The following is a 24,763-nucleotide window of genomic DNA, read 5'->3' on the forward strand; positions in this document are numbered from 1 at the left end:
CCTCCCTTTTAGTCTACAGGTTATCCCAATTATTCTTTAGTTGTCTCAACTTCGACATTCAATTTATCTGCTGATTGATGATCATCGTCATCTTCTGTATCACGCATTTCAATTTCTTTATCGTCGCTAGACATCATTTTAACGTCCATACCTAAACTTTGCAGCTCTTTAATCAATACTTTGAATGATTCAGGAACGCCTGGTTCTGGAACATTTTCGCCTTTAACAATTGCTTCATACGTCTTAACACGTCCAACAACATCATCAGACTTCACTGTTAAGATTTCTTGAAGAGTATAAGCAGCACCGTAAGCTTCAAGTGCCCAAACCTCCATCTCACCGAAACGCTGTCCACCGAACTGAGCTTTACCTCCAAGAGGCTGCTGCGTTACAAGTGAGTATGGTCCAGTAGAACGAGCATGAAGTTTATCGTCAACCATGTGCGCAAGTTTGATCATATACATGACACCAACAGATACGCGGTTATCGAATGGTTCACCAGTACGTCCGTCATACAGGATTGTTTTCGCGTCATTTGCCATACCAGCTTCTTCAATCGTGCCCCAAACATCTTCCTCACGAGCACCATCGAATACTGGTGTTGCAATGTGAATACCAAGGTATCTTGCTGCCATACCAAGATGAAGCTCTAATACCTGACCGATATTCATACGAGATGGTACCCCTAATGGGTTTAACATGATATCGATTGGCGTACCGTCTGGTAAGTAAGGCATATCTTCTTCTGGTAAAATACGAGAGATAACACCTTTGTTACCGTGACGTCCGGCCATCTTGTCACCTTCAGAGATTTTACGTTTTTGAACGATATATGCACGTACAAGTTGATTCACGCCTGGTGGCAATTCATCGCCATCTTCACGGTTGAATACTTTTACGTCTAAGATAATACCGCCACCACCGTGTGGTACACGTAGTGATGTATCACGTACTTCACGTGCTTTTTCTCCAAAGATAGCATGTAATAGACGTTCTTCAGCTGTTAATTCTGTTACACCTTTAGGTGTTACTTTACCAACAAGTAAATCTCCATCTTTTACTTCCGCACCAACGCGAATGATACCGCGCTCGTCAAGGTTGCGTAATGCATCTTCCCCAACGTTTGGAATGTCACGTGTAATTTCTTCTGGTCCAAGCTTCGTATCACGAGCTTCTGACTCATATTCTTCAATATGAATAGAAGTGTACACATCATCTTTTACAAGGCGCTCACTCATAATGATCGCATCCTCGTAGTTATAACCGTCCCAAGTCATGAAGCCAACAAGCACGTTACGTCCAAGTGCTAGTTCACCTAATTCCATAGAAGGACCATCCGCAAGAATCTCGCCTTTTACAACTTCATTTCCAACACTTACGATTGGACGTTGGTTGTAGCAAGTTCCTTGGTTAGAACGAATAAATTTTTGCATTTTGTAGCGATCTAAGTCGCCTTTTACTGTTTGACCGTCAACTTCTACATAGCGACGTACCCAAACTTCACGTGCTTCTACGCGTTCAACAACACCAGGATGTTTACAGATTACTGCAGCACCTGAGTCTTTTGCTGATACGTACTCCATACCTGTACCTACAATCGGAGATTCCGGATTCATTAACGGAACCGCCTGACGTTGCATGTTCGCTCCCATAAGTGCGCGGTTAGAGTCATCGTTTTCTAAGAACGGAATACAAGCTGTCGCTGCCGAAACTACTTGTTTTGGAGATACATCCATGTAGTCGATGCGTTCTTTATTTGTGACAATGTTTTCACCACGGAAACGAGCTACGATATCTTCGCTAAGGAATTCTCCTTCTTCAGATAATTTCATATTCGCTTGGGCTACAACATAATTATCTTCTTCATCTGCTGTTAAGTAATCAACCTGCCCTGTTACAAGACCAGATTCTGGATCAACGCGACGGTATGGTGTTTCAATGAAACCAAACTCATTTACTTTCGCGAACGATGATAATGAGTTAATTAAACCGATGTTTGGTCCCTCTGGTGTTTCAATCGGACACATACGACCATAGTGAGAGTAGTGAACGTCACGTACTTCAAAGCCTGCGCGCTCACGCGTTAAACCACCGGGTCCTAATGCAGATAGTCTTCGTTTGTGAGTTAACTCTGCTAATGGGTTTGTTTGATCCATGAACTGAGATAACTGAGAACTTCCGAAGAACTCTTTAATAGATGCAATAACCGGGCGAATGTTAATTAACGCTTGTGGTGTAATTGCATTTGTATCTTGAATCGACATTCTCTCACGAACAACACGTTCCATACGAGAAAGACCGATACGGAATTGATTTTGTAATAGTTCTCCAACAGAACGCAGACGACGGTTTCCTAAATGGTCGATATCATCTGTATCCCCTACTTTGTATAGTAGGTTGAAGAAGTAACTGATAGAAGCAAGGATATCACCTGGTGTGATGTGTTTTACATCACGAGTAATATTTGCATTACCAATTACATTAATTACGCGTTCGCCTTCTGACTCAGGAGCATAAATCTTAATAGATTGCAGCTCAACATCGCCTTCTACCACTCCACCCATTGGTTTCGCTGTTTTGAATCCAATGTTTTTCTCTAAGTAAGGTAAAATGCGATCAAGTGTACGACGATCTAAGATTGTTCCTTCCGCCGCTAAAATTTCACCAGTTTCTGGATCCACTAATGTTTCAGCTAAGCGTTGATTAAACAATCTGTTTTTAATGTGTAACTTCTTGTTGATCTTATAGCGACCTACATTTGCTAAATCATAGCGCTTTGGATCGAAGAAACGAGACACAAGTAAGCTCTTAGCATTTTCTACTGTTGGTGGTTCACCAGGACGTAGACGCTCATAAATTTCAAGCAATGCTTTTTCTGTGCTATCTGTGTTGTCTTTTTCTAATGTGTTGCTTAAGTATTCGTTATCACCTAAAAGCTCGGTGATTTCTTGATCAGAGCCAAACCCTAATGCGCGTAACAAAACAGTTACAGGAAGTTTACGCGTACGGTCAATACGCACATATACAACATCCTTAGCATCTGTCTCATACTCTAACCAAGCTCCGCGGTTTGGAATTACAGTAGCAGTAAAACCACGTTTTCCGTTTTTATCCACTTTGCCACTATAGTATACGCTTGGAGAGCGAACTAACTGGGAAACGATAACACGTTCTGCACCGTTAATTACGAATGTTCCAGTCTCTGTCATGAGTGGGAAATCTCCCATGAACACATCTTGTTCTTTTACTTCACCAGTTTCCTTGTTGATTAGACGCACTTTTACACGAAGTGGTGCTGCATACGTCACATCACGCTCTTTGCATTCGTCTACAGAGTATTTAGGTTCACCTAAGCTGTAGTCGATAAATTCAAGCGATAGATTTCCCGTAAAGTCTTCGATCGGAGAAATGTCCTGGAACATTTCTCGCAAACCCTCATCAAGAAACCACTGATAAGAAGAGGTTTGAATTTCGATAAGATTTGGTAACTCTAATACTTCACTAATACGGGCATAACTTCTTCGTTGGCGGTGGCGTCCGTATTGAACTAGTTGACCTGTCAACTGCTTCACCCCTCAAATCATGAGTATTATAAATGCACAAAAAAATTTGTGCAAAATCACAAATAAATACAACTACTGCTATTAGCGTAGTTTTTTTCTCTTAAAGATAAATACGTTGAGTCTTTCTACCTGCTCAAAAAAGAAAAATGGCTTCTATAAGAAAACCATCATTCTGTTTCATAATCTGCTGATTTTACTATCTTTTCCAAGAGAAACAAAAATATACATCTTTCTCAACGCAGAAAATCATATATTGGCATTGTATAATGTTAACATAGCCAAAAATAACCGTCAACGTTTTTTTGATTTTATGATATAATATCCTTTTTTCTTTTCTACAACTTCGACTTCAGAAAATACTTCCTCTAGTTTCTTCAGTGCAGATGGTGCACCTTGCTTCTTTTGAATAACAATCCACAACTCTCCACCTGGAACTAAATACTCTACAGCCTTTTCTAAAATCTCATGCACGATATCTTTACCTGCACGAATTGGAGGATTAGATAGAATAGCAGCATACATACCATCTACATTTTCATAGACGCTACTTTGAAAAATGTGTACATTTCCAATTCTATTGTTAGCGGCATTTTCTTTCGCAAGCTCAAGCGCCCTTTCATTCACATCCACCATGTGAACTTTACGGTCTTGAAACTCTTTCGCCAACGATAAACCAATTGGTCCATATCCACAACCTACGTCTAATATATCACCTTTAATATCTGGCACTTGAAACGCTTCAATTAAAAGACGAGAACCAAAGTCCACTTCGTTTTTCGAGAACACCCCACGGTCAGATAAGAAAGTAAATTGAGATCCACGAAGTGTAAATTCCCATCGTTTACGATCACTTTTACTAGAAGGGTCGTTAGAAAAATAATGGTCTGCCATATGGCCACCTCTTTTCTTTACAGTTAAAAAAAAAGCTCGCATGAGAGCGAGCTTTTTTTAAAGCATCAAAAGTTAATTACTTAACTTCTACAGCAGCGCCAACTTCTTCAAGTTTAGCTTTCATTTCTTCAGCTTCCTCTTTAGAAACGCCTTCTTTGATTGCTTTTGGAGTGTTGTCAACTAATTCTTTAGCTTCTTTTAAGCCAAGACCAGTGATTTCACGTACAGCTTTGATAACTTTGATTTTTTGAGCGCCAGCACTTGCAAGTACTACGTCAAATTCAGTTTTCTCTGCAGCAGCTTCACCAGCGCCACCAGCTACAGCTACAGGAGCAGCAGCAGTTACGCCGAATTCTTCCTCGATAGCTTTTACTAAGTCGTTAAGTTCTAATACAGTCATAGATTTAACTGCTTCAATGATTTGTTCTTTAGTCATTGTAAATATCCTCCCTTAAATAGGTTTGTATTGTTTTATAGATAACAAGTAATTATCTTTTAAAAAATTAAGCGCCTTGCTCTTCCTTTTGTTCTGCAACTGCTTTAGTAGCAAGTGCAAGGTTACGGATTGGAGCTTGAAGAACGCTAAGAAGCATAGAAAGTAAGCCTTCACGTGATGGAAGAGTAGCGATAGCTTTAACCTCATCAAGTGTTACAAGTTTACCTTCGATTACACCAGCTTTAATTTCTAAAGCTTCATGTTTTGTAGCGAAGTCGTTTAATACTTTCGCAGGAGCAACTACATCCTCGTTACTGAACGCGATTGCGTTTGGTCCTGTTAAGAATTCGTTTAACTCAGCCATTTCAGCAGACTCTGCAGCACGACGAGTTAAAGAGTTTTTGTAAACTTTGAACTCAACGCCAGCTTCACGTAAGTTTTTACGTAATTCTGTTACTTCAGAAACTGTTAAACCACGGTAGTCAACAACGATTGTAGATTTACTTCCGCGAAGTTTGTCCGCGATTTCAGTTACAACTTGTTGTTTAGTTTCGATTACTTTGCTCATGTTATTACACCTCCTGTAGATTATATAGAAGATGTACCGAAAGTGCACTAAAAACCTCCATGCCCAACTTGTAGACATGGAGGCATATAGTCACAGAAAAAAATTCCGTTTCGTATATTAACACCTAGGTAGGAAATTAAGTCTATTGACACCTACTGTCTACGGTACACTAATTAAATTCACAACATAAATGATTATATAAAAACTTCTTTATGAAGTCAACTTCCAAATTTTACGCTAATGTAGAAACGTCTACACGTACGCCAGGTCCCATTGTAGAAGCAACTGTTACGTTCTTCATGTAAGTACCTTTTGCAGCAGCTGGCTTAACTTTTTGTAAAGTGTCAGCAATTGTTCCGAAGTTTTCTACTAATTTAGCATCTTCGAAAGATACTTTACCGATTGGAACGTGGATGTTACCAGCTTTATCAACGCGGTATTCAACTTTACCAGCTTTGATTTCGTTAACAGCTTTAGTTACATCGAAAGTAACTGTTCCAGTTTTAGGGTTTGGCATTAAACCTTTAGGTCCTAATACGCGACCAAGTTTACCAACTTCACCCATCATGTCAGGAGTTGCTACTACTACATCGAAATCGAACCAACCTTGTTGGATTTTACCGATGTAATCAGCATCGCCTACGAAGTCAGCTCCAGCAGCTTCAGCTTCTTTAGCCTTTTCACCTTTAGCGAATACTAATACACGTTGTACTTTACCAGTACCGTGTGGAAGAACAACTGCACCACGGATTTGTTGGTCAGCTTTCTTAGGGTCAACACCTAAACGGAATGCAACTTCTACAGTCGCATCAAATTTAGCTGTGTTTGTTTTCTTTACTAATTCTACTGCTTCTGTTGCAGAGTAAGCAGTTGCACGATCAACAAGCTTTGCAGCTTCTACGTACTTTTTACCTCTTTTAGCCATTTTTATTTCCTCCTCGAATGTGGTTTTAGCGGAATAACCTCCCACGTTTACGCTTATTTTCAGGTATAACCTGAGGATGCGCGCCATCCATTTATTTAAAAACGATAATCATTTACGATAATAAAGGTTGCGAATTGGAATTCCAGACCCGCAACCTTTTTTAAAAACAAATCGAATTAGTCTTCGATAACGATGCCCATACTGCGTGCAGTACCTTCAACCATACGCATTGCAGCTTCTACACTAGCAGCGTTTAGGTCAGGCATTTTAGTTTCAGCGATTTCGCGTACTTTATCACGCTTAACAGTTGCCACTTTATTACGGTTTGGTTCACCAGAACCAGACTCAATACCAGCTACTTTCTTAAGAAGAACAGCAGCAGGAGGAGTTTTAGTAATGAAAGTGAATGAACGGTCCTCAAATACCGTAATTTCAACAGGGATGATAAGACCAGCTTGATCAGCTGTACGAGCGTTAAACTCTTTACAGAAGCCCATGATGTTAACACCTGCTTGTCCTAATGCTGGACCAACTGGTGGAGCTGGGTTAGCTTTACCTGCAGGAATTTGAAGCTTTACCATTTTAATTACCTTTTTAGCCACGAGACACACCTCCTTAAGTCCGTGATGTGGTCAATTGGACAGTGATTTGCCCTCCCACGTCATATTTTATCTGTAAGGATAAAATCTTTCAAAAAACGTCTCCGATAACGAAGACGTACTGACTTAAAAGATATTATCACTTTTTACAATTCATTTCAAGTTTCATTTTATAATTTTTCAATTTGATGGAAGTCAAGCTCAACTGGAGTCTCGCGACCAAACATGTCCACAAGCACGCTAACCTTTTTCTTCTCCACATCAATTTCTTCAATAGCACCTGTATAATCTGCGAATGGCCCCTCATTTACACGCACTGTCTCATGAAGTTCAAAGTCGAAATCAACCACTTCGTTGTCCATTCCCATATGCTTCATAATGGTAACCACTTCTTCTTCTAATAGAGGCGATGGTTTAGATCCAGAACCAGAAGAACCAACGAACCCAGTTACACCTGGCGTGTTACGTACAACATACCAAGAGTCATCAGTCATGATTAACTCTACTAATACATAACCTGGGAACACTTTTCTTTTCATTAATTTTTCTTTACCGTTTTTCATTTCTACTTCTACTTCTTCCGGGACAACAACACGGAAAATTTTATCTTGCATACCCATTGATTCTACACGTTTCTCTAGGTTTGCTTTTACTTTATTTTCATATCCAGAATAAGTATGGACAACATACCAACTTTTTTCCATTCATTTAGGACGAGCGTCCTTCCCTCCCTGACGTACATTTTTTTGCGCAAATGAAAAAACCCGTTCACCGGGCTTTTACACAGTTCTTATAAATAACATTATATCATGGATAAGTGCTTCTTATTCAAGAATTAACCAAGAATTAACCGAATTAAAGAAGAAATGCCCATATCAACCACTGCGAAGAAAATCGCAAAGAAGACAACTGTAGCGATAACAGTCGCTGTTGAACGGAGTAATTCATCTTTTTTAGGCCAACTTACTTTTTTCATTTCGCGACCTACATCGCCGAAAAAGTTCGTTAAACGCATCTACGGGACCTCCAGTGTATTATTTCAATTATTTATTTTGTTTCCTTGTGAACTGTATGCTGATTGCATGTTTTACAAAACTTCTTTATTTCAAGTCGCTCTACTGAGCTCGTATCTTTCATCGTAGAGTAGTTTCGATTTTTACACTCTTCACATGAGAGTACAACTTTTTTCCTCATTAGTTACACCAACCTTGTAACATTATGTCCCTAAAAATGTATCATACAACAAAAGACAATGTCAATGACATGCCTTTTGCACTCTCTACAAAAAGAAAACAGGTGATTTTTTACACCTGTAGCATTTGTTATGAATTTAAAGTGGTACTCTCTCTCATTTCCATATATCGTTCCAATTTCCGCTTCACCCTCTGTAAAGCGTTATCAATAGATTTCACATGTCTATTTAACTGTTCCGAAATCTCTTGATAAGAACGACCATCCAGATATAAAGAAAGCACTTTTCTTTCTAAATCGCTTAATAATTCAGATATTTTAGATTCTATGTCTGTATATTCTTCCTGACTTATAATCATTTCTTCAGGATCCGTTACCTTCGCTTCCGAAATAACATCTAATAATGTCCGATCAGATTCCTCATCATAAATCGGCTTATCTAAAGACACATATGAATTTAACGGAATATGTTTTTGCCTTGTTGCTGTTTTAATAGCGGTAATAATTTGCCGAGTGATACACAGTTCAGCAAATGCTTTGAATGAAGACAGCTTGTCCTCTTTATAATCACGAATCGCTTTAAACAATCCAATCATACCTTCTTGAACAATATCTTCTCGATCGGCACCCACTAAGAAATAAGATCTTGATTTCGCGCGAACAAAGTTCTTATATTTGTGAATCAAATATTCTAGAGCGTCAGTATTACCTTTTCGAACTAACTCAACGATTGCCTCATCCTCTAAATCACGAAATGTAACGTCGCCTACACTTACGAAGCCTGCTTCCACCTTGATCCCTCCGACCGCTATTTATTTAGCAATATTATACAGTAAAAAGATAAAGAGCGTCAATGCTTCAACGCTCTCCTCTTCTTAATTTTTCTAATTTTTCTGTAATATCTTTACTAAATATCTTTCGCATGGCGGGTTGCTTTTCTTTTGTGTCTTGTGTACGCCTTCTTACTTGTTGCTCCATCGCTTGTACTTCCAACTCTAATTCACGTGCAGATTTCCGAAGAGCACCTTGCGCAAATATAACCCATTGTTCCGTATAATCAGAAGTCGCAACATATATTTGCGTATTTATATTTCTAAGCTCAATCGCAAGCTGCTCTATCTTTTCATCTGCAGTTTGATTCTTCCTCGTGAATATGACTTCCACACGCGATTGTTTCATCTTTTTTTCAATACCTTGGACTGTATAAGCATCAAAGACTATCATTACCTTTGTACCTGTGTATCCTTGGTAATCCGCCATCTTATCAATCAGTGCATCTCTTGATGATTGCAAATCTACATCCCGTAGTTTCTTCAAGTCTCCCCAAGCTCCGATAATGTTGTAACCGTCAACGATTAAAATATCGTTCATTTTTTATTTACCAATTTCGTGACGCTTACGATATACCTCATACATTAACAAACTTGCGGCTACTGAAGCATTTAAGGATGTAACTTTACCGACCATCGGTAAAGTAATTAAGAAATCACATTTTTCACCAATAATACGACTCATACCTTTTCCTTCACTTCCAATTACTAATCCAATTGGCATTTTACCATCTAAATTACGGTAATCCGTTTTCCCTTTTGCATCTGTACCAGCAATCCAAAGTCCACGTTCTTTTAATTCATCGATTGTACGAGATAAATTCGTTACACGTGCAACAGGAATATATTCAATTGCTCCAGTCGATGCTTTCGCAACTGATGCAGTAAGTCCCACAGCTCTTCTTTTCGGAATAATAATTCCATGAGCTCCTGTTGCATCCGCAGTACGCATAATAGAACCTAGGTTATGCGGGTCTTCAATTTCATCTAAAATTAAGAAGAACGGATCTTCGTTACGCTTCTCTGCCACTTTAAATAGATCTTCTAGCTCAGCATATTGATATGCAGCCACTTGAGCAATTACACCTTGATGGTTCCCCTCAACTAATTGATCTAACTTCTTCTTTGGTGCATGTTGTAAAATAATCTTATTTTCTTTCGCTAGTGCTAGTACAATTTGTATCTGTCCTTTGGCAGCACCTTCCGCGATCCAAATTTTATTAATATCTCTTCCTGAGCGTAACGCTTCAATTACAGGGTTACGTCCGATAATATATTCACTACTCATGATGATGTGCCCCCTTCCTTTTCTTCTAAAACAGCAATTGCCTTATATACAATTTCGTCTAATCTTTCACGATTATTTAATAAGTGATGATAGCCAATTAGTGCTTCAAAGGCTGTACTATATCGATATGTTTGTACATCAGTATTTTTCGGGACAGTACCTGAATTTGCATTACGCCCTCTTCTTAGTACCGCCTCTTCTTCCTCTGTTAAAAATGCTGTCTCTAATAAATGATAAACAACTTTCGCCTGTGCTTTTGCCGAAACAAAGCTTGTCCCTAATCGATGCAATTGATTAGGACGAACTTTCCCTTTTTGAAGTAGGTGATAGCGGATATATTGTTCGTATACCGCATCACCCATATATGCTAACGCTAAGCTGTTTAATTGCTTTGCATCAATCATTCTTATCCTCTTTTCCATCTTGTACCTTGAGCGGTATCTTCTAAAATAATATTACGGTCTTTTAAATCATCGCGAATTTGATCCGATAACGTAAAATCACGATTTTTACGAGCTTCAATGCGCTTTTGAATAAGTACCTCAATTTCTTCATCAAGCAACTCTTCTTGCGCTAATTCTAACCCTAAAATATCAAATAATGTTTCAAGTTGTTTTACGTATGCTTCAATTACCACTGTAGACGTATGTTCTTCCAGTAAATATTGATTTGCATGATTTGCTACATTATATAACTCAGTGATTGCATTAGCAGTGTTGAAGTCATCATTCATTGCTTCTTCAAATGCAGTCTGGAATTTTTCCAGTTCCGCTAACCATTTCTCATTATGATCTGTTAAATCAGTACTACTTTCCATACGGTGTTTTAAATTACCGTAAGCCGTTTTAATTCTTTCCAGTCCATTATTTGTGCTTTGTAGTAAATCTTCACTGAAATTAATTGGGTGACGGTAATGTACCGATAGCATAAAGAATCTAATTAGCTGTGGATCATATTGCTTAATGATATCGTGAACTAAAATGAAGTTCCCCAGTGACTTAGACATCTTCTCATTATTAATATTAATATATCCATTGTGCATCCAATAACGTGCAAATGTTTTTCCTGTTAATGCCTCAGACTGCGCAATTTCATTCTCATGATGAGGAAATGCCAAGTCTTGACCACCAGCATGAATATCGATTGTATCTCCTAAGTATTTACGCGCCATTGCTGAGCATTCAATATGCCAGCCTGGACGACCTTTCCCCCAAGGGCTTTCCCAGAAGATTTCTCCTTCTTTCGCAGCTTTCCATAAAGCAAAATCAAGAGGGTCTTGTTTCTTTTCTCCTACTTCAATGCGCGCACCGTGACGTAAGTCGGCGATTGGTTGATGCGATAATTTACCGTATCCTTCAAATTCCTTCGTTCTAAAGTACACATCACCTTCTGATTCATATGCATATCCTTTATTCACAAGTTCTTGAATAAATTCAATAATGATATCCATATTTTCCGTTACACGCGGATGAACTGTTGCATGTTTGCAACCTAGTGCCGTTACATCTTCAAAATACGCTTCAACGAAACGGTCAGCAATTGTCGGCACATCTTCACCTAATTCATTTGCTGCTTTAATTAATTTATCATCTACGTCAGTAAAGTTAGATACATACTGCACATCATACCCTTTATATTCTAAATAACGGCGTACCGTATCAAATACCATAGGTGGTCTTGCATTCCCAATGTGAATATAGTTATAAACTGTAGGTCCACACACATACATCTTTACCTTATTTTCTTCTAATGGAGTAAACTCTTCCTTTTGACGCGTTAACGTATTATAAATGTGAATAGTCATTTTTATCCTTCCTTTCTACCTTTACTTCAAGTTGTTTTTTCAATTTATCAAGTTCTACTTCCATGACCTTTAACTTATCAAAAATTGGGTCTGGAAGGTCAGAATGATTTAATTCTTGACCGATCTTTACTCCATTTTGAATAACGACTCGGCCAGGTATACCTACAACTGTAGAATGTGCAGGCACTTCTTTTAATACGACAGACCCTGCTCCAATTTTAGAATTCTCTCCAACTGTAATAGAACCTAGTACTTTAGCACCTGTTGCAATTAATACATTATCCTGAATTGTAGGATGCCTCTTCCCCTTTTCTTTACCCGTACCACCTAATGTAACACCTTGATAGATCGTTACATTATCACCAATTTCGCACGTTTCTCCAATTACAACCCCCATTCCATGGTCTATGAAAAAACGACGACCAATTGTTGCTCCTGGGTGAATCTCAATACCAGTAAAGAAACGACTAACTTGTGAGATCCAACGTGCAATAAAAAAGAAATTCTTTTTATAAAAAGCATGTGCAATTCGATGGGCCCAAACTGCATGTAATCCAGAGTAAGTCAAAATGACTTCGAAATAACTTCTTGCCGCTGGATCCTGTTCAAAAACGACTTCAATATCTTCCCGAAGCCTCTTAAACATCGATGTTCCCTCCCCTTTATGGGCTGCTTTTTCGAGTGAACTAACTCCCTTTACTCCCTACTTATCCCCCTAAATCTTTATACACAGGGATAAAACTTATACTCATATCCACTTTTACGGTATAAAAAAAGACGCCTCTGTCATATTGACAGAGACGCCTTATAAGCGCGGTTCCACTCTGTTTAGGCTAAAAAAAGCCTCAAACTCATCTATGATAACGGTGTACACCGCTTCTGCTTACTTTACGCCCTAAGACGTTTCACAAAACAATTCGCTGTTCAGCAGAAGACTCGAAGGGGCATTTCAAAAATCCACTTATAAACCACTTCCAGCCTAAAGGTGGTTCTCTCTGTAAAAAGCCTGATTTTCTACTTCTCCTTCTCGTCGCTTTTCCTTATTAGGTTTTAAGTATACTTATTATATTTCTAAATCTAGAAAATGTTAACCAATTACTTTTTGAAGACGATTTAAAACTTTTTCTTTTCCAAGAAGTGCAATAGCATTAGGAAGCTCTGGGCCATGTGTTTGACCAGTAGTTGCAACACGAATTGGCATAAATAAGTTTTTACCTTTATGACCTGTTTCCTTTTGCACTGCTTTAATAGCCGCCTTAATTGCTGCTGGTTCCATCGCTTCTAGTGCTTCTACTTGACCCGCAAATGCACGAAGTACTTCTGGTACTTGTTCACCTTTTAATACTTCTTGCCCTTCTTCTTCATAATCAACATGATCTTTGAAGAACATTTCAGAAAGCTCTACAATTTCAGCTCCAAAACTCATTTGTTCATGATATAACGCAATTACATCACGAATCCAAGCTTGTTCTTGTTCACTTAAAGTCTCACCTATACGTCCAGCTTTCACTAGATGCGGTAAACTTAACTCTACCACCATATCTAAGTCTTGCTTTTTCATATATTGGTTGTTCATCCATTTTAGTTTTTGAGAATCAAATAATGCTGGCGATTTTGATAAACGAGCTGCATCGAACATTTTGATAAACTCATCTTGAGAGAAGATTTCCTCTTCTCCTACTGGCGACCAACCTAATAGTGCAATAAAGTTAAAGATTGCTTCTGGAAGATATCCAAGCTCTTTATATTGCTCAATAAATTGAATAATAGATTCATCACGCTTACTTAACTTTTTACGGCTTTCGTTTACAATTAAAGTCATATGACCAAATTGCGGAATATCCCAACCGAAAGCTTCGTAAATCATCATTTGTTTTGGCGTATTTGAAATATGATCATCACCACGAAGTACATGTGTAATCTCCATTAAGTGATCATCTACTGCTACCGCAAAGTTATAAGTTGGAATTCCATCTTTTTTCACGATAACGAAATCACCGAAATCATTTGAATGGAATGCAACTTCATCTTTTACGATATCTTTAAACGTGTAGTCGCGATCAACCGGTACACGGAAACGAATACTCGGAATGCGGCCTTCAGCCTCAAATCCCTTCATTTGCTCCTCAGTTAAATCACGGTGGTTTCCAGCATAACGCGGTGTTTCACCACGAGAGATTTGCCCTTCACGCTCTGCTTCTAGCTCTTCTTCTGTCATATAACATTTGTAAGCTAAACCGCGCTCTAATAAATCTTCATATAATTTTTTATAAATATCTAAACGCTCTGTTTGACGATATGGTCCAAATTCACCACCAACATCAACACCTTCATCCCAGTCCATACCGAGCCATTTCAAGTATTTTAATTGGCTTTCTTCTCCACCAGCAACATTACGTTTCACATCAGTATCTTCAATACGAATAATAAACTTACCATCTTGATGACGAGCAAATAAATAATTAAATAATGCCGTACGCGCATTTCCGATATGTAAGTGTCCTGTTGGACTTGGCGCATAGCGCACTCTCACTTGCTTTTCCATAATTGGTACACCTTCCATTCTTAATGTCAACACATTCTATAATTGTACACCAAAAAAATGTGATTATCCATCTTACGAATTAAAAACCATTATTTTTTCTGTAATAAAACAACTGCTTGAGAAGCAATTCCTTCTTCTCTACCTGTAAATCCTAATTTTTCTGTTGTTGTTGCCTTTACATTGATATTGTCAATAGACGTTTCTAATAGTTCACAAATACGTTTACGCATACTTTCAATATGTGGTGCCATCTTTGGCTTTTGAGCAATAATTGTACAATCTAGATTCCCTAACTCGTAACCTTGTTCACGTACAAATTCCCAAACCTTTTGCAGCAATACAGCTGAATCAGCATCTTTAAAGGCAGGATCTGTATCAGGGAAATGCTTTCCAATATCCCCAGCTGCAATTGCACCTAAACACGCATCCGCAATCGTATGTAACAATACGTCTGCATCTGAATGACCAATTAATCCTTTCTCATGAGGAATTGTAATTCCACCAATAATTAACGGTCTACCTTCCGCAAACTCATGCACATCAAAACCTTGTCCAATTCGAAACATTTTTTACATCCTCCTCAAGCTAAACTACAGAGCTTTATGATTCTATATTATATCGCTATCCTTATAAAGAAAAGCCCGGCTGTTGCCGAGCTTTTCTTCGCTATAATCATCACTGTCATTTCTTTTGAACATGAAGGAAACTTTCAGCAATTAATAAATCCTCTGGAGTCGTCACTTTAATATTATAGTAACTCCCCTCTACTACACCTACTTGCTTCCCGATACGTTCTACGAGGCTTGCATCATCTGTACCAAGGAAACAACCCTGTTTTGCACTTCTATGAGCTTCTAACAAAAGAGAAACAGCGAACCCTTGTGGTGTTTGTACAGCTTTAAGCTGAGATCTTTCTACCGTTTCGACAACGATACCCTGCTCTACTTTCTTAACTGTATCTTTCACTGGTACCGCACAAATGGACGCTCCATATTTTTCCGCTGCAGTTAATACATCTTGAATCACTTTATTCGTTACAAATGGACGGGCACCGTCATGTACAAGAACATACTCAACATCACTAGTATACTGAATGGCGTTATATACACTATCTTGTCTTTCGGCTCCGCCCTGAATAAATTGTACTGGCTTTTCAATCGGATACTCCTGCATTAATTCTTCAAAATACGGACGTTCTTCTTCGTTAATTGCCATAATAATACTTTTGCATGCTTTATCTTTTTCAAAAGCACGTAACGTATGCACAATAATCGGTACTTCATTAATAAGTAAGAACAACTTGTTTTTACCAGCACCCATCCGCTTACCTTGACCAGCTGCTGGAATAATTAATGTATACATATTAATAATCCTCTACTTATAATGCTTTTTCTAATAATTTACGTTTGGCGAAAATCATACGCCCAGCCGATGTTTGTAACACACTAGTAACAAGCACATTGAGTTGTGAACCTACATATTCTCTACCATCTTCTACTACAATCATCGTGCCATCATCTAAATATGCAACACCTTGATTTTGTTCTTTTCCATCTTTGACAACATAAACACTCAGTTCTTCACCTGGGAGTACGACAGGTTTAATTGCATTAGCTAAATCGTTAATATTTAACACCGTTACCCCTTGTAATTCAGAAACTTTGTTTAAGTTGAAATCATTCGTTACTACCGTTCCACCAGTGATTTTCGCCAACTTTACAAGTTTGCTATCCACTTCTTGAATATCATCGAAATCGCCTTCATAAATTTCTACCGGAATTGGCATCTCTTTTTGAATACGATTTAAAATATCTAATCCTCTGCGACCACGATTACGCTTTAAAGCATCAGAAGAATCGGCAATGTGCTGAAGTTCTTCTAACACGAATTGTGGAATCACAATTGTTCCTTCTAAAAACTTTGTTTGGCAAATATCAGCAATACGCCCATCGATAATTACACTCGTATCGAGAATTTTCCAATGAGTTGTAGATTCTTCTACCTCAGTTTCTTCATTCTCACTATTATTATTTTTCTTCTTCCCACGTTGTGGTAATGTAAATAATCCTAGCAATTCATTCCTCTTTTTAAACCCTACTTGGAATCCTAAATATCCAAGTAAAAGAGTAAAGAACACTTGCAACACTGTACTAATAACTGGAATTGTAAATTCACGAATTGGTATTAAAATTAAATATGCAACAATAAGACCAGAGATTAATCCTAATGTACCAAATAAAACATCCGCTACAGGCGCCTTTACAAGTGCCTCTTCAATATGCTTAATAAGTTGAACAATATAATCTACAAGCCAAAATGTTGTTAAAAATAAAATAATTGCACCAATAATTGCACGAACATACGATCCTTCCAATAATGGAACAGCACCGATGTCTAATACATTAATAACTTTTGGGATTAAGTAAATCCCTAACGCTCCGCCAATTACTAGAAAGAAGAGCTGTACAATCCGTTTTAACATCGAACCACCTCCTACTCATTATTAACCATTGTTTCGCTAATCAAAACGCCGAATGCAAAAGCGGACGTGTTTTTTTATAAATAGTTTTATTTACCAATATACCATATCATATACCAAAAATGTTCTAGTGTCGTTATATTATGGAATCAATGTAATATTCTTAATTGTGTCTACTCATATAGAGATGCTCTTGGATTCTTTTTAGGCCTTCTCGTATTTTCTTCGCCCTGACTTCTCCAATTCCTTCCACATCATCCAATTCATTAATAGTTGCTCGACAAACACCTTGCAAAGTCTTAAATCGATTAATTAAATTTTCAATGATAAGTGGCGGAACGCGCGAAATTTTGCTTGTGATTCGGTATCCTCTCGGCGTCACACTTTCTTCTAAACTCATTTGTCCTGGATAGCCAAGCAATTTAACTAAATCGCTATCCTCTAGAAGTTGTGTATTCGCAAGATCTTGTAACTTTTTCAAAATTTGATGATGGTCTTGTGTTTTTTCTTGATAATAATCTTTAATTAATAACGCTGCCTCTGCCTCTAAATCAGCTAGTAGTTCTGTAAGTTGTAAACGAATTAACCTACCTTCCGTTCCTAGCTCATGAATATAGCTCAATATTTCATTTTTAATCCGCAGTACCATTTCAACACTATGTAACACATGAACCACCTCGGACATTGTAACGACTTCTTCAAATTCTAGAATGCCCAAATTCGTAATACCATCATTCCATACAGCCTTATATTTTTCTAACGTTTGAATAGCTTGGTTTGCCTTTGTTAAAATAACACCTATATCCTTTAGTGTATAACGTAAATTCCCTTGATATAGTGTAATTACGTTACGTCTTTGTGAAATAGCCACAACAAGACTACCTGTCTGCTTTGCTACACGCTCTGCCGTCCGGTGGCGCATACCTGTTTCAATAGAATCAATAGATGCCTCTGGAACTAACTGTGCATTTGCAATTAAAATTTTACTTCCAGTTTCATTTAAAATAAGTGCCCCATCCATTTTTGCTAATTCGTATAAACTAGCAGGAGAGAATGCACAATTAATGTGAAATCCCCCATCAACAATACTTTTAATTTGTTCATTATACCCAAGAACAATTAGTCCCCCTGTTTGTGCGCGAAGCACGTTATCTATCCCTTCGCGCAGTGGTGTTCCTGGGGCCACGAGCTGTAAAATATTAATCATGCTTTTGACACGTTGCTTGTTTTCTTCCATAGCCTAGCCTCCTAATGTCAAACGAAGCGCTTCCCCTAAATTAGATACACCTACTACCTCAATCCCATCCGGAATTGTCCATCCCCCCAAATTTTTTCTAGGAATAATAGCACGTTGAAATCCTAATTTAGCTGCTTCTTGTACACGTTGTTCAATTCTTGATACTCTTCTTATTTCTCCAGTTAATCCTACTTCTCCTATTACTGCATCAGTTGGTGTCGTAGATTTATCTCTAAAACTTGAAGCAATACTTAAAGCCACAGCTAAATCAATTGCTGGTTCATCTAATTTCAAACCACCTGCTACTTTTAAATATGCGTCTTGGTTTTGCAATAATAAACCTGTTCTTTTTTCTAGCACTGCCATAATAAGCGATACACGGTTATGATCAATTCCCGTCGCCATTCTTCGAGGGTTTCCAAAACTAGTAGGGGAGATTAATGCTTGTATTTCTACTAAAACCGGTCTTGTTCCTTCCATTGAGGCAACTACTGTTGATCCTGCGACTCCAACGGGTCTTTCCTCAAGAAAAATTTCAGAAGGGTTTAAGACTTCCGCAAGACCAAGCTCTTTCATTTCAAAAATACCCATTTCATTCGTGGAACCAAAACGATTCTTCACAGCTCGCAAGATACGATATGTATGATGGCGATCTCCTTCAAAGTAAAGAACTGCATCGACCATATGTTCTAACATACGAGGTCCTGCAATTGCCCCCTCTTTTGTTACATGTCCGACGATAAAAATAGGAATTCCTTTCGTTTTTGCAAGTTTCATTAATTCCGCTGTACATTCACGTACTTGCGCTACACTTCCTGGGGCTGACGTCACTTCAGGTAAATGTATCGTTTGAATAGAGTCAATAACAACAAAGGCTGGATTCATCTCTTCAATGTGCGCTGCAATTCGCTGTAGATCAGTTTCTGCTACAACAAATAGATTACTACCCTTTACATGCAAACGATCTGCACGAAGTTTAATCTGCTTTGCTGACTCCTCACCTGATATGTATAGTACATCATATGAAGAATCTGCTAATTGCGATGAAATTTGTAATAACAATGTTGATTTCCCAATCCCAGGGTCTCCACCAATAAGTACTAAGGATCCATCTACAATCCCACCACCAAGTACACGGTTAAACTCTTGAAATTTCGTTTCAATACGTGCCTCAGATTTTGTTTCTACTTCTGTTAGGCGTCTTGGTTTTGTTACTTCCGATTGAATTGCATTGGCATAATTAAGGCGTCTTGATGATACAACCGGTTCCATCTCTTCAACAAGCGTATTCCATTGACCACAACCAGGGCATTTTCCCATATATTTTGGTGACTGATAACCACACTCTTGACATGTGAATTTTGTTTTCTTTTTAGCCATATCGTTTTATATTTCACTTCACTTTCATCTATAAACAGTTTATCCTTCTCGTACAAGAAAGAGGGCTATCTCGTAGCCCTCTTAGTTTGTCTATACTTATTTTACCTTTTCAGCACTATGAATGACAAATGATTCCCCTTCAACATCAAAGATAACTTTTTGTCCTTTCTCAATAGCACCTTTTAAAAGTTCTTCCGATAGTCTATCTTCTACATGTTTCTGAATTGCTCTACGAAGCGGACGAGCACCATATTCTCGGTCAAATCCTTTATCAGCAATGGCTGAAATCGCTCCTTCTGTTAAATGCAATTCAATCTCTTGCTCTTTTAAGCGCTTCACTAACTGATTCACCATAAGTGTTACAATCTCTTGAATATGTTTTTTCTCAAGCATATGGAACACGATAATTTCATCAATACGGTTTAAGAATTCTGGACGAAATGCCTTTTTCAGTTCATCCATTACTTTACCTTTCATATCTGAATAATCGCGGCTCTCATCTTGTACGTTAAATCCAAGATGTTTATTACGTTTTAACGCATCTGCACCAACGTTAGATGTCATAATAACAATTGTATTACGGAAATCAACTGTACGCCCTTTAGAATCCGTTAAGCGACCATCTTCTAATACTTGTAGTAAAATGTTAAACACATCAGGATGAGCTTTCTCTACTTCATCTAATAGGACAACTGAATATGGCTTACGGCGAACCTTTTCTGTTAATTGTCCACCTTCTTCATATCCAACATATCCTGGAGGAGATCCAACTAAACGAGAAGTCGAATGCTTCTCCATGTACTCAGACATATCGATGCGAATCATTGCATCCTCATCACCGAACATAGATTCTGCTAATGCTCTTGCTAGTTCTGTTTTACCTACACCTGTTGGTCCTAAGAAAATAAATGAACCAATCGGGCGTTTCGGATCTTTCAATCCTGCTCTAGCACGACGAACAGCTTTCGCTACAGCTACTACCGCTTCATCTTGACCAATAACACGGTTGTGAAGAATGGATTCTAAGTTTAATAATTTATCAGTCTCTGTTTGTGCAAGTTTAGAAACCGGTATACGAGTCCACGTAGAAACGACATTTGCAATATCTTCTACTGTCACTTCTGAGTTTTCTTTTCCTTGTTGCTCTTTCCATTGACGCTTCGTATCTTCTAACTTTTCACGTAAGCGTTGTTCCATATCACGTAAGGAAGCAGCTTTTTCAAATTCTTGACTTTGCACAGCTGCATCTTTTTCTTTTCTAATTTCCTCAAGTTTTACTTCAAGCTCTTTTAGATTTGGTGGTGTTGTATAAGAGCGTAAGCGAACCTTTGAAGCAGCTTCATCAATTAAATCAATTGCTTTATCTGGTAAGAAACGATCTGTAATATAGCGGTCTGAAAGCTTTACAGCTGCATCAATTGCATCATCTGTAATAGATACACGGTGATGCGCTTCGTAACGATCACGTAAACCTTTCAAGATTTGAGTTGATTCGTCTAAACTTGGCTCATCAACGTGAATTGGTTGGAAACGTCTTTCTAAAGCCGCGTCTTTTTCAATATATTTACGATATTCATCTAAGGTTGTCGCCCCGATACATTGTAACTCTCCGCGTGCTAAAGATGGTTTTAAAATGTTCGATGCATCAATTGCACCTTCTGCTCCACCTGCACCAATTAATGTATGAAGTTCATCAATAAATAGAATAATGTTTCCAGCTTGACGGATTTCATCCATAACTTTCTTTAAACGATCTTCAAATTCACCACGATATTTCGTTCCAGCTACAACTGTACCCATATCTAGTGTCATAACACGCTTATCTCTTAATGTTTCAGGAACTTCATTATTTACAATTTGTTGTGCTAATCCTTCTGCAATTGCCGTTTTACCTACACCAGGTTCTCCAATTAATACAGGATTGTTTTTTGTTCTACGGCTTAAAACTTCAATTACACGTTGAATTTCTTTACCACGACCGATAACAGGATCTAGACGGTTTTCACGTGCAACAACTGTTAAATCACGTGCTAAGCTATCCAGTGTCGGTGTATTTGCATTCGTTGAAGAACCACCTTGGTGACCTGAACTTGCTTCATTACTTCCAAGAAGTTGCAATACTTGTTGTCTTGCCTTATTTAGGCTAACGCCTAAGTTATTTAAAACACGTGCTGCTACACCTTCACCTTCACGGATTAAACCAAGTAAGATATGTTCTGTTCCAACGTAAGAATGACCTAATTTACGAGCTTCATCCATAGACAACTCAATAACCTTTTTAGCACGCGGTGTATAATGTACAGTTTGAGAAGCTTCTGTTCCGCGTCCAATTAACGCTTCTACCTCTTTTTGAACCTTCTCTGGACTTAACCCAAGAGCAATTAACGCTTTTGCTGCAATTCCTTCCCCTTCGCGTACAAGCCCAAGTAAAATGTGTTCTGTTCCAATATTATTATGCCCAATACGAATTGCTTCCTCTTGAGATAAAGCTAATACTTTCTGTGCTCTTTCTGTAAATCTTCCAAACATCATAGAAATCGCCTCCTACTTGCGCTTAGTTTTTTTCAATACATAATCGCTCACGGATTAAGGTTGCTCTTCGATAATCTCTTTCTTCTGGTCCTAAAGGTCCGCCTGCATATTGTTGTAAAATGCCTGGTTGTGTAAGAACCATTAGCTCAGTCAAAATATTTCTCGATACACCTTTTATATATCCTAAATCAATACCAAGTCGTACATCTGATAAGCAAGTGGCCGCTTCTGCAGATTGAATTAACCGACTGTTTGCTAGTATGCCATAAGAGCGATAAACCTTATCTTCAAGCTCAATACTTGAATTTTGTACAATTAATTCTCTAGCCATTTTTTCTTGCTGTATGATTTGTTGAATGACACTTTTTAAATCTGCAATAATATCTTCTTCAGATTTTCCTAGCGTCATTTGATTTGACACTTGAAATATATTACCTAACGCTTCGCTACCTTCACCGTATATTCCTCTTACTACTAACCCTAATTTTTGAATTACTTGTATAATGCGGCTAATTCTTTTCGTTAAAACGAGTCCCGGTAAGTGAATCATTACGGAAGCCCTCAATCCTGTACCAACGTTAGTAGGGCAGCTCGTTATATATCCAAGTGATTCATCAAAAGCATATTCAACCTCTTCCTCTATCCAATTATCTATTTGATTGGCACTTTGAATGGCCTCTGATAACTGTAACCCTGAAAATAAGCACTGTATCCTAATGTGGTCTTCTTCATTAAGCATAACACTAATATGTTCGCTTTCTGATAATAGACATGCTCCATATTCTGTTCCTGCAAGGTTAGGACTAATTAAATGCTTTTCAACTAATACTCTCCTTTGAAGAGGCGTTAATTCATTCATTTTTAATAGTTCAAAATCTCCAAAAGGTTCTACCGTTTTATTTATAAATTCCTTTTTAAATAATTCATGAATCTGTCTAGCTTCTTCTTCGTTTTGCATAGTAGAGAATTGATATTTTTTAAAATTACGAGCCAAACGAATTCGACTACTTAAAACAATATCAGAATCAGGGCCATCCCCCTTCATCCATGGACTAATCGCTTCATTCATAATTTTGTCCAGTGACATAGAACTATTCCCCCTCTCTATGCTCACTAAGCTGATTTTCAAGACCTCGAATATTATCCCTTACTTCAGCAGCTTTCTCAAACTCCTCTTTCTGTACGTATTGTTTCAGAATGAGTTTTAGTTCATCTAATTCTTTCTTTAAGTGAAGATTTCCTTCTATACGTTCCGGAATTTTTCCACAATGAGCTGTATGTCCACCGTGCAGACGTTTTAATAATGGCTTTAAATGTTCCTTAAATGTATCGTAACAAGAAGCACATCCAAACCGTCCCACCTTTGTAAATTGCTCATACGTCATCTTACAATCTGGACACCTTAATATACTTGTATTCGAAAGCCCATTTTGTCCTTCTTCAAACATTGTTGATTCACCGTGTAATAACCCAGCAAATAAATCATGGAATGAAAAGTTAGACTGCGGTGATTGAAAGAAAGACGTATAGCCACTTTGTTCTGCACATTGCTCACAAAGATGAACTTCCGTCTTCTTTTCGTTGATTACTTTTGTATAATGTAAAGTTGCTGGTCTTATATTACAGTTTTGACAAGTCATCACTATCCCCACCTTTACAATAGGAACGATCTATCTGATAGTACTTTTCATACATTACTAGATTGTTCACTTTCCTTTACTTGTTTAAATAAAAGTGCGTGTTCTTTTTTCAAAACCTCTACAATATTTAACTGCCTTATCTCTTAGTTATTATTCTTTTACAAAAGCTATATTTATTTATATTTCAGTGTTCTTAACATTGCGCATAATATTCGAGCCCTAAGTTCATCTCGAGAAGGAACATCCATTGATAATACAGAACGATCTAGTACACTTAACATAAGTTTAGCTTCACGATTTGTTATGATTCCCTCTTCTATTAAACGTATAATCATACTCTCTGCATTCCCTTGCGCAACGCTATGATCAATCATATGAAGCATTTGATCGATCATGTCTATATCGTCATGCAGTTTGACTTTTATAATGCGAATGTAACCTCCTCCACCACGTTTACTTTCTACTACAAATCCTCTTTCTATCGTAAAACGGGTATTGATTACATAATTGATTTGAGATGGTACGCACTCGAATCGATCCGCAATCTCATTTCTTTTGATTTCAATCACATTATTATTACTTAAGTCAATAACTTGCTTTAGATATTGCTCAATGATATCAGATATATTTCTCATTTATCCGCCACCTTTATTGACTTTGACTATCTTTGACTTTAATTATATACGTATTAATAAAATTTGCAACTCTTTTGCTTATTCACTATCCTAGCCACATTCCCCTGTATTTAATCAAAATAATAATTATTTAAACACATTTTTTAATTACTATGGATTATAAAAGAAAACACGAAAAAACACGAGTCATTTGACTCGTGTTTAGTTGCTTGGCGACGTC

At 37.8% G+C, this 24,763-nt stretch carries 25 protein-coding genes and 2 other annotated features; all 25 genes read right to left on the reverse strand.

Features of this window, described 5'->3' with window-relative positions; all coding sequences use genetic code 11:
* Window positions 1-29: 29 nt before the first annotated feature.
* The 25 genes from rpoB to ctsR all read right to left on the reverse strand — a co-directional run bounded on the left by rpoB (window position 30) and on the right by ctsR (window position 24,543).
* Window positions 30-3,563, reverse strand: coding sequence for a DNA-directed RNA polymerase subunit beta (rpoB, locus tag DN394_RS20600; protein ID WP_000147550.1), 3,534 nt, complete (start codon window positions 3,561-3,563; stop codon window positions 30-32).
* 291 nt (window positions 3,564-3,854) lie between these two features.
* Window positions 3,855-4,454, reverse strand: coding sequence for a class I SAM-dependent methyltransferase (locus DN394_RS20605; RefSeq protein WP_000763283.1), 600 nt, complete (start codon window positions 4,452-4,454; stop codon window positions 3,855-3,857).
* A 76-nt stretch (window positions 4,455-4,530) separates the two neighbouring features.
* Window positions 4,531-4,890 carry a 50S ribosomal protein L7/L12 gene (gene rplL, locus DN394_RS20610; protein WP_000159737.1) on the reverse strand — a complete coding sequence of 120 codons (360 nt, stop codon included), beginning with the start codon at window positions 4,888-4,890 and terminating at the stop codon, window positions 4,531-4,533.
* Window positions 4,891-4,957: 67 nt separating this feature from the next.
* On the reverse strand, window positions 4,958-5,458 hold the full coding sequence (rplJ, locus tag DN394_RS20615) for a 50S ribosomal protein L10 (RefSeq protein WP_000048722.1): 501 nt from the start codon (window positions 5,456-5,458) through the stop codon (window positions 4,958-4,960).
* A gap of 39 nt (window positions 5,459-5,497) precedes the next feature.
* Window positions 5,498-5,641, reverse strand: a sequence feature (ribosomal protein L10 leader region).
* Between the two features lie 49 nt (window positions 5,642-5,690).
* Window positions 5,691-6,383, reverse strand: coding sequence for a 50S ribosomal protein L1 (gene rplA / locus DN394_RS20620; RefSeq protein WP_002096939.1), 693 nt, complete (start codon window positions 6,381-6,383; stop codon window positions 5,691-5,693).
* A 176-nt stretch (window positions 6,384-6,559) separates the two neighbouring features.
* Window positions 6,560-6,985 carry a 50S ribosomal protein L11 gene (gene rplK, locus DN394_RS20625; protein WP_001085872.1) on the reverse strand — a complete coding sequence of 142 codons (426 nt, stop codon included), beginning with the start codon at window positions 6,983-6,985 and terminating at the stop codon, window positions 6,560-6,562.
* 167 nt (window positions 6,986-7,152) lie between these two features.
* Window positions 7,153-7,686, reverse strand: coding sequence for a transcription termination/antitermination protein NusG (gene nusG / locus DN394_RS20630; protein WP_000415794.1), 534 nt, complete (start codon window positions 7,684-7,686; stop codon window positions 7,153-7,155).
* A 131-nt stretch (window positions 7,687-7,817) separates the two neighbouring features.
* Window positions 7,818-7,997 carry a preprotein translocase subunit SecE gene (gene secE / locus DN394_RS20635; protein ID WP_001241321.1) on the reverse strand — a complete coding sequence of 60 codons (180 nt, stop codon included), beginning with the start codon at window positions 7,995-7,997 and terminating at the stop codon, window positions 7,818-7,820.
* 32 nt (window positions 7,998-8,029) lie between these two features.
* A complete protein-coding gene (gene rpmG, locus DN394_RS20640; protein WP_002070160.1) occupies window positions 8,030-8,176 on the reverse strand; it encodes a 50S ribosomal protein L33 in 147 nt (48 codons plus the stop codon).
* Between the two features lie 128 nt (window positions 8,177-8,304).
* Window positions 8,305-8,964: an RNA polymerase factor sigma-70 gene (locus DN394_RS20645; RefSeq protein ID WP_000387198.1), complete on the reverse strand. Its 660-nt coding sequence runs from the start codon at window positions 8,962-8,964 to the stop codon at window positions 8,305-8,307.
* A gap of 67 nt (window positions 8,965-9,031) precedes the next feature.
* Window positions 9,032-9,544, reverse strand: a complete 513-nt coding sequence (locus DN394_RS20650) for an NYN domain-containing protein (RefSeq protein ID WP_000997888.1) — start codon at window positions 9,542-9,544, stop codon at window positions 9,032-9,034.
* A gap of 3 nt (window positions 9,545-9,547) precedes the next feature.
* The gene (rlmB, locus tag DN394_RS20655; protein WP_000093757.1) at window positions 9,548-10,291 is read right to left on the reverse strand and encodes a 23S rRNA (guanosine(2251)-2'-O)-methyltransferase RlmB; all 744 of its coding nucleotides are present in this window, start codon (window positions 10,289-10,291) and stop codon (window positions 9,548-9,550) included.
* Window positions 10,288-10,695: a Mini-ribonuclease 3 gene (locus DN394_RS20660; protein ID WP_000564263.1), complete on the reverse strand. Its 408-nt coding sequence runs from the start codon at window positions 10,693-10,695 to the stop codon at window positions 10,288-10,290. Before DN394_RS20660 ends, rlmB begins: the two co-directional genes overlap by 4 nt.
* A gap of 2 nt (window positions 10,696-10,697) precedes the next feature.
* Window positions 10,698-12,095 carry a cysteine--tRNA ligase gene (cysS, locus tag DN394_RS20665; protein ID WP_097994420.1) on the reverse strand — a complete coding sequence of 466 codons (1,398 nt, stop codon included), beginning with the start codon at window positions 12,093-12,095 and terminating at the stop codon, window positions 10,698-10,700.
* The gene (gene cysE, locus DN394_RS20670) at window positions 12,076-12,741 is read right to left on the reverse strand and encodes a serine O-acetyltransferase (RefSeq protein ID WP_000476500.1); all 666 of its coding nucleotides are present in this window, start codon (window positions 12,739-12,741) and stop codon (window positions 12,076-12,078) included. The genes cysS and cysE overlap by 20 nt, the downstream gene beginning before the upstream one ends.
* Window positions 12,742-12,888: 147 nt before the next feature.
* Window positions 12,889-13,135: a binding site (T-box leader), on the reverse strand.
* Window positions 13,136-13,182: 47 nt separating this feature from the next.
* Window positions 13,183-14,640, reverse strand: a complete 1,458-nt coding sequence (gene gltX / locus DN394_RS20675) for a glutamate--tRNA ligase (protein ID WP_000415158.1) — start codon at window positions 14,638-14,640, stop codon at window positions 13,183-13,185.
* Window positions 14,641-14,729: 89 nt separating this feature from the next.
* A complete protein-coding gene (ispF, locus tag DN394_RS20680) occupies window positions 14,730-15,206 on the reverse strand; it encodes a 2-C-methyl-D-erythritol 2,4-cyclodiphosphate synthase (RefSeq protein ID WP_098150255.1) in 477 nt (158 codons plus the stop codon).
* Between the two features lie 115 nt (window positions 15,207-15,321).
* Window positions 15,322-16,002 carry a 2-C-methyl-D-erythritol 4-phosphate cytidylyltransferase gene (gene ispD, locus DN394_RS20685; RefSeq protein WP_097994422.1) on the reverse strand — a complete coding sequence of 227 codons (681 nt, stop codon included), beginning with the start codon at window positions 16,000-16,002 and terminating at the stop codon, window positions 15,322-15,324.
* A gap of 16 nt (window positions 16,003-16,018) precedes the next feature.
* A complete protein-coding gene (locus DN394_RS20690; protein WP_000919686.1) occupies window positions 16,019-17,122 on the reverse strand; it encodes a PIN/TRAM domain-containing protein in 1,104 nt (367 codons plus the stop codon).
* A gap of 160 nt (window positions 17,123-17,282) precedes the next feature.
* On the reverse strand, window positions 17,283-18,356 hold the full coding sequence (disA, locus tag DN394_RS20695; protein ID WP_000392165.1) for a DNA integrity scanning diadenylate cyclase DisA: 1,074 nt from the start codon (window positions 18,354-18,356) through the stop codon (window positions 17,283-17,285).
* 3 nt (window positions 18,357-18,359) lie between these two features.
* On the reverse strand, window positions 18,360-19,736 hold the full coding sequence (gene radA / locus DN394_RS20700) for a DNA repair protein RadA (RefSeq protein ID WP_001085205.1): 1,377 nt from the start codon (window positions 19,734-19,736) through the stop codon (window positions 18,360-18,362).
* Between the two features lie 96 nt (window positions 19,737-19,832).
* On the reverse strand, window positions 19,833-22,268 hold the full coding sequence (clpC, locus tag DN394_RS20705; protein ID WP_000971181.1) for an ATP-dependent protease ATP-binding subunit ClpC: 2,436 nt from the start codon (window positions 22,266-22,268) through the stop codon (window positions 19,833-19,835).
* Window positions 22,269-22,290: 22 nt separating this feature from the next.
* Window positions 22,291-23,355 carry a protein-arginine kinase McsB gene (locus DN394_RS20710; RefSeq protein WP_098092936.1) on the reverse strand — a complete coding sequence of 355 codons (1,065 nt, stop codon included), beginning with the start codon at window positions 23,353-23,355 and terminating at the stop codon, window positions 22,291-22,293.
* A gap of 4 nt (window positions 23,356-23,359) precedes the next feature.
* Window positions 23,360-23,908: a protein-arginine kinase activator protein McsA gene (locus tag DN394_RS20715; RefSeq protein WP_097918322.1), complete on the reverse strand. Its 549-nt coding sequence runs from the start codon at window positions 23,906-23,908 to the stop codon at window positions 23,360-23,362.
* 173 nt (window positions 23,909-24,081) lie between these two features.
* Window positions 24,082-24,543 (reverse strand): transcriptional regulator CtsR, encoded by a 462-nt coding sequence (ctsR, locus tag DN394_RS20720; RefSeq protein WP_001244556.1) that lies wholly within the window; start codon window positions 24,541-24,543, stop codon window positions 24,082-24,084.
* Between the last annotated feature and the right edge of the window lie 220 nt (window positions 24,544-24,763).

It is taken from the genome of Bacillus sp. BB081, from assembly GCF_008368895.1.
Lineage (GTDB): Bacteria > Bacillota > Bacilli > Bacillales > Bacillaceae_G > Bacillus_A > Bacillus_A wiedmannii.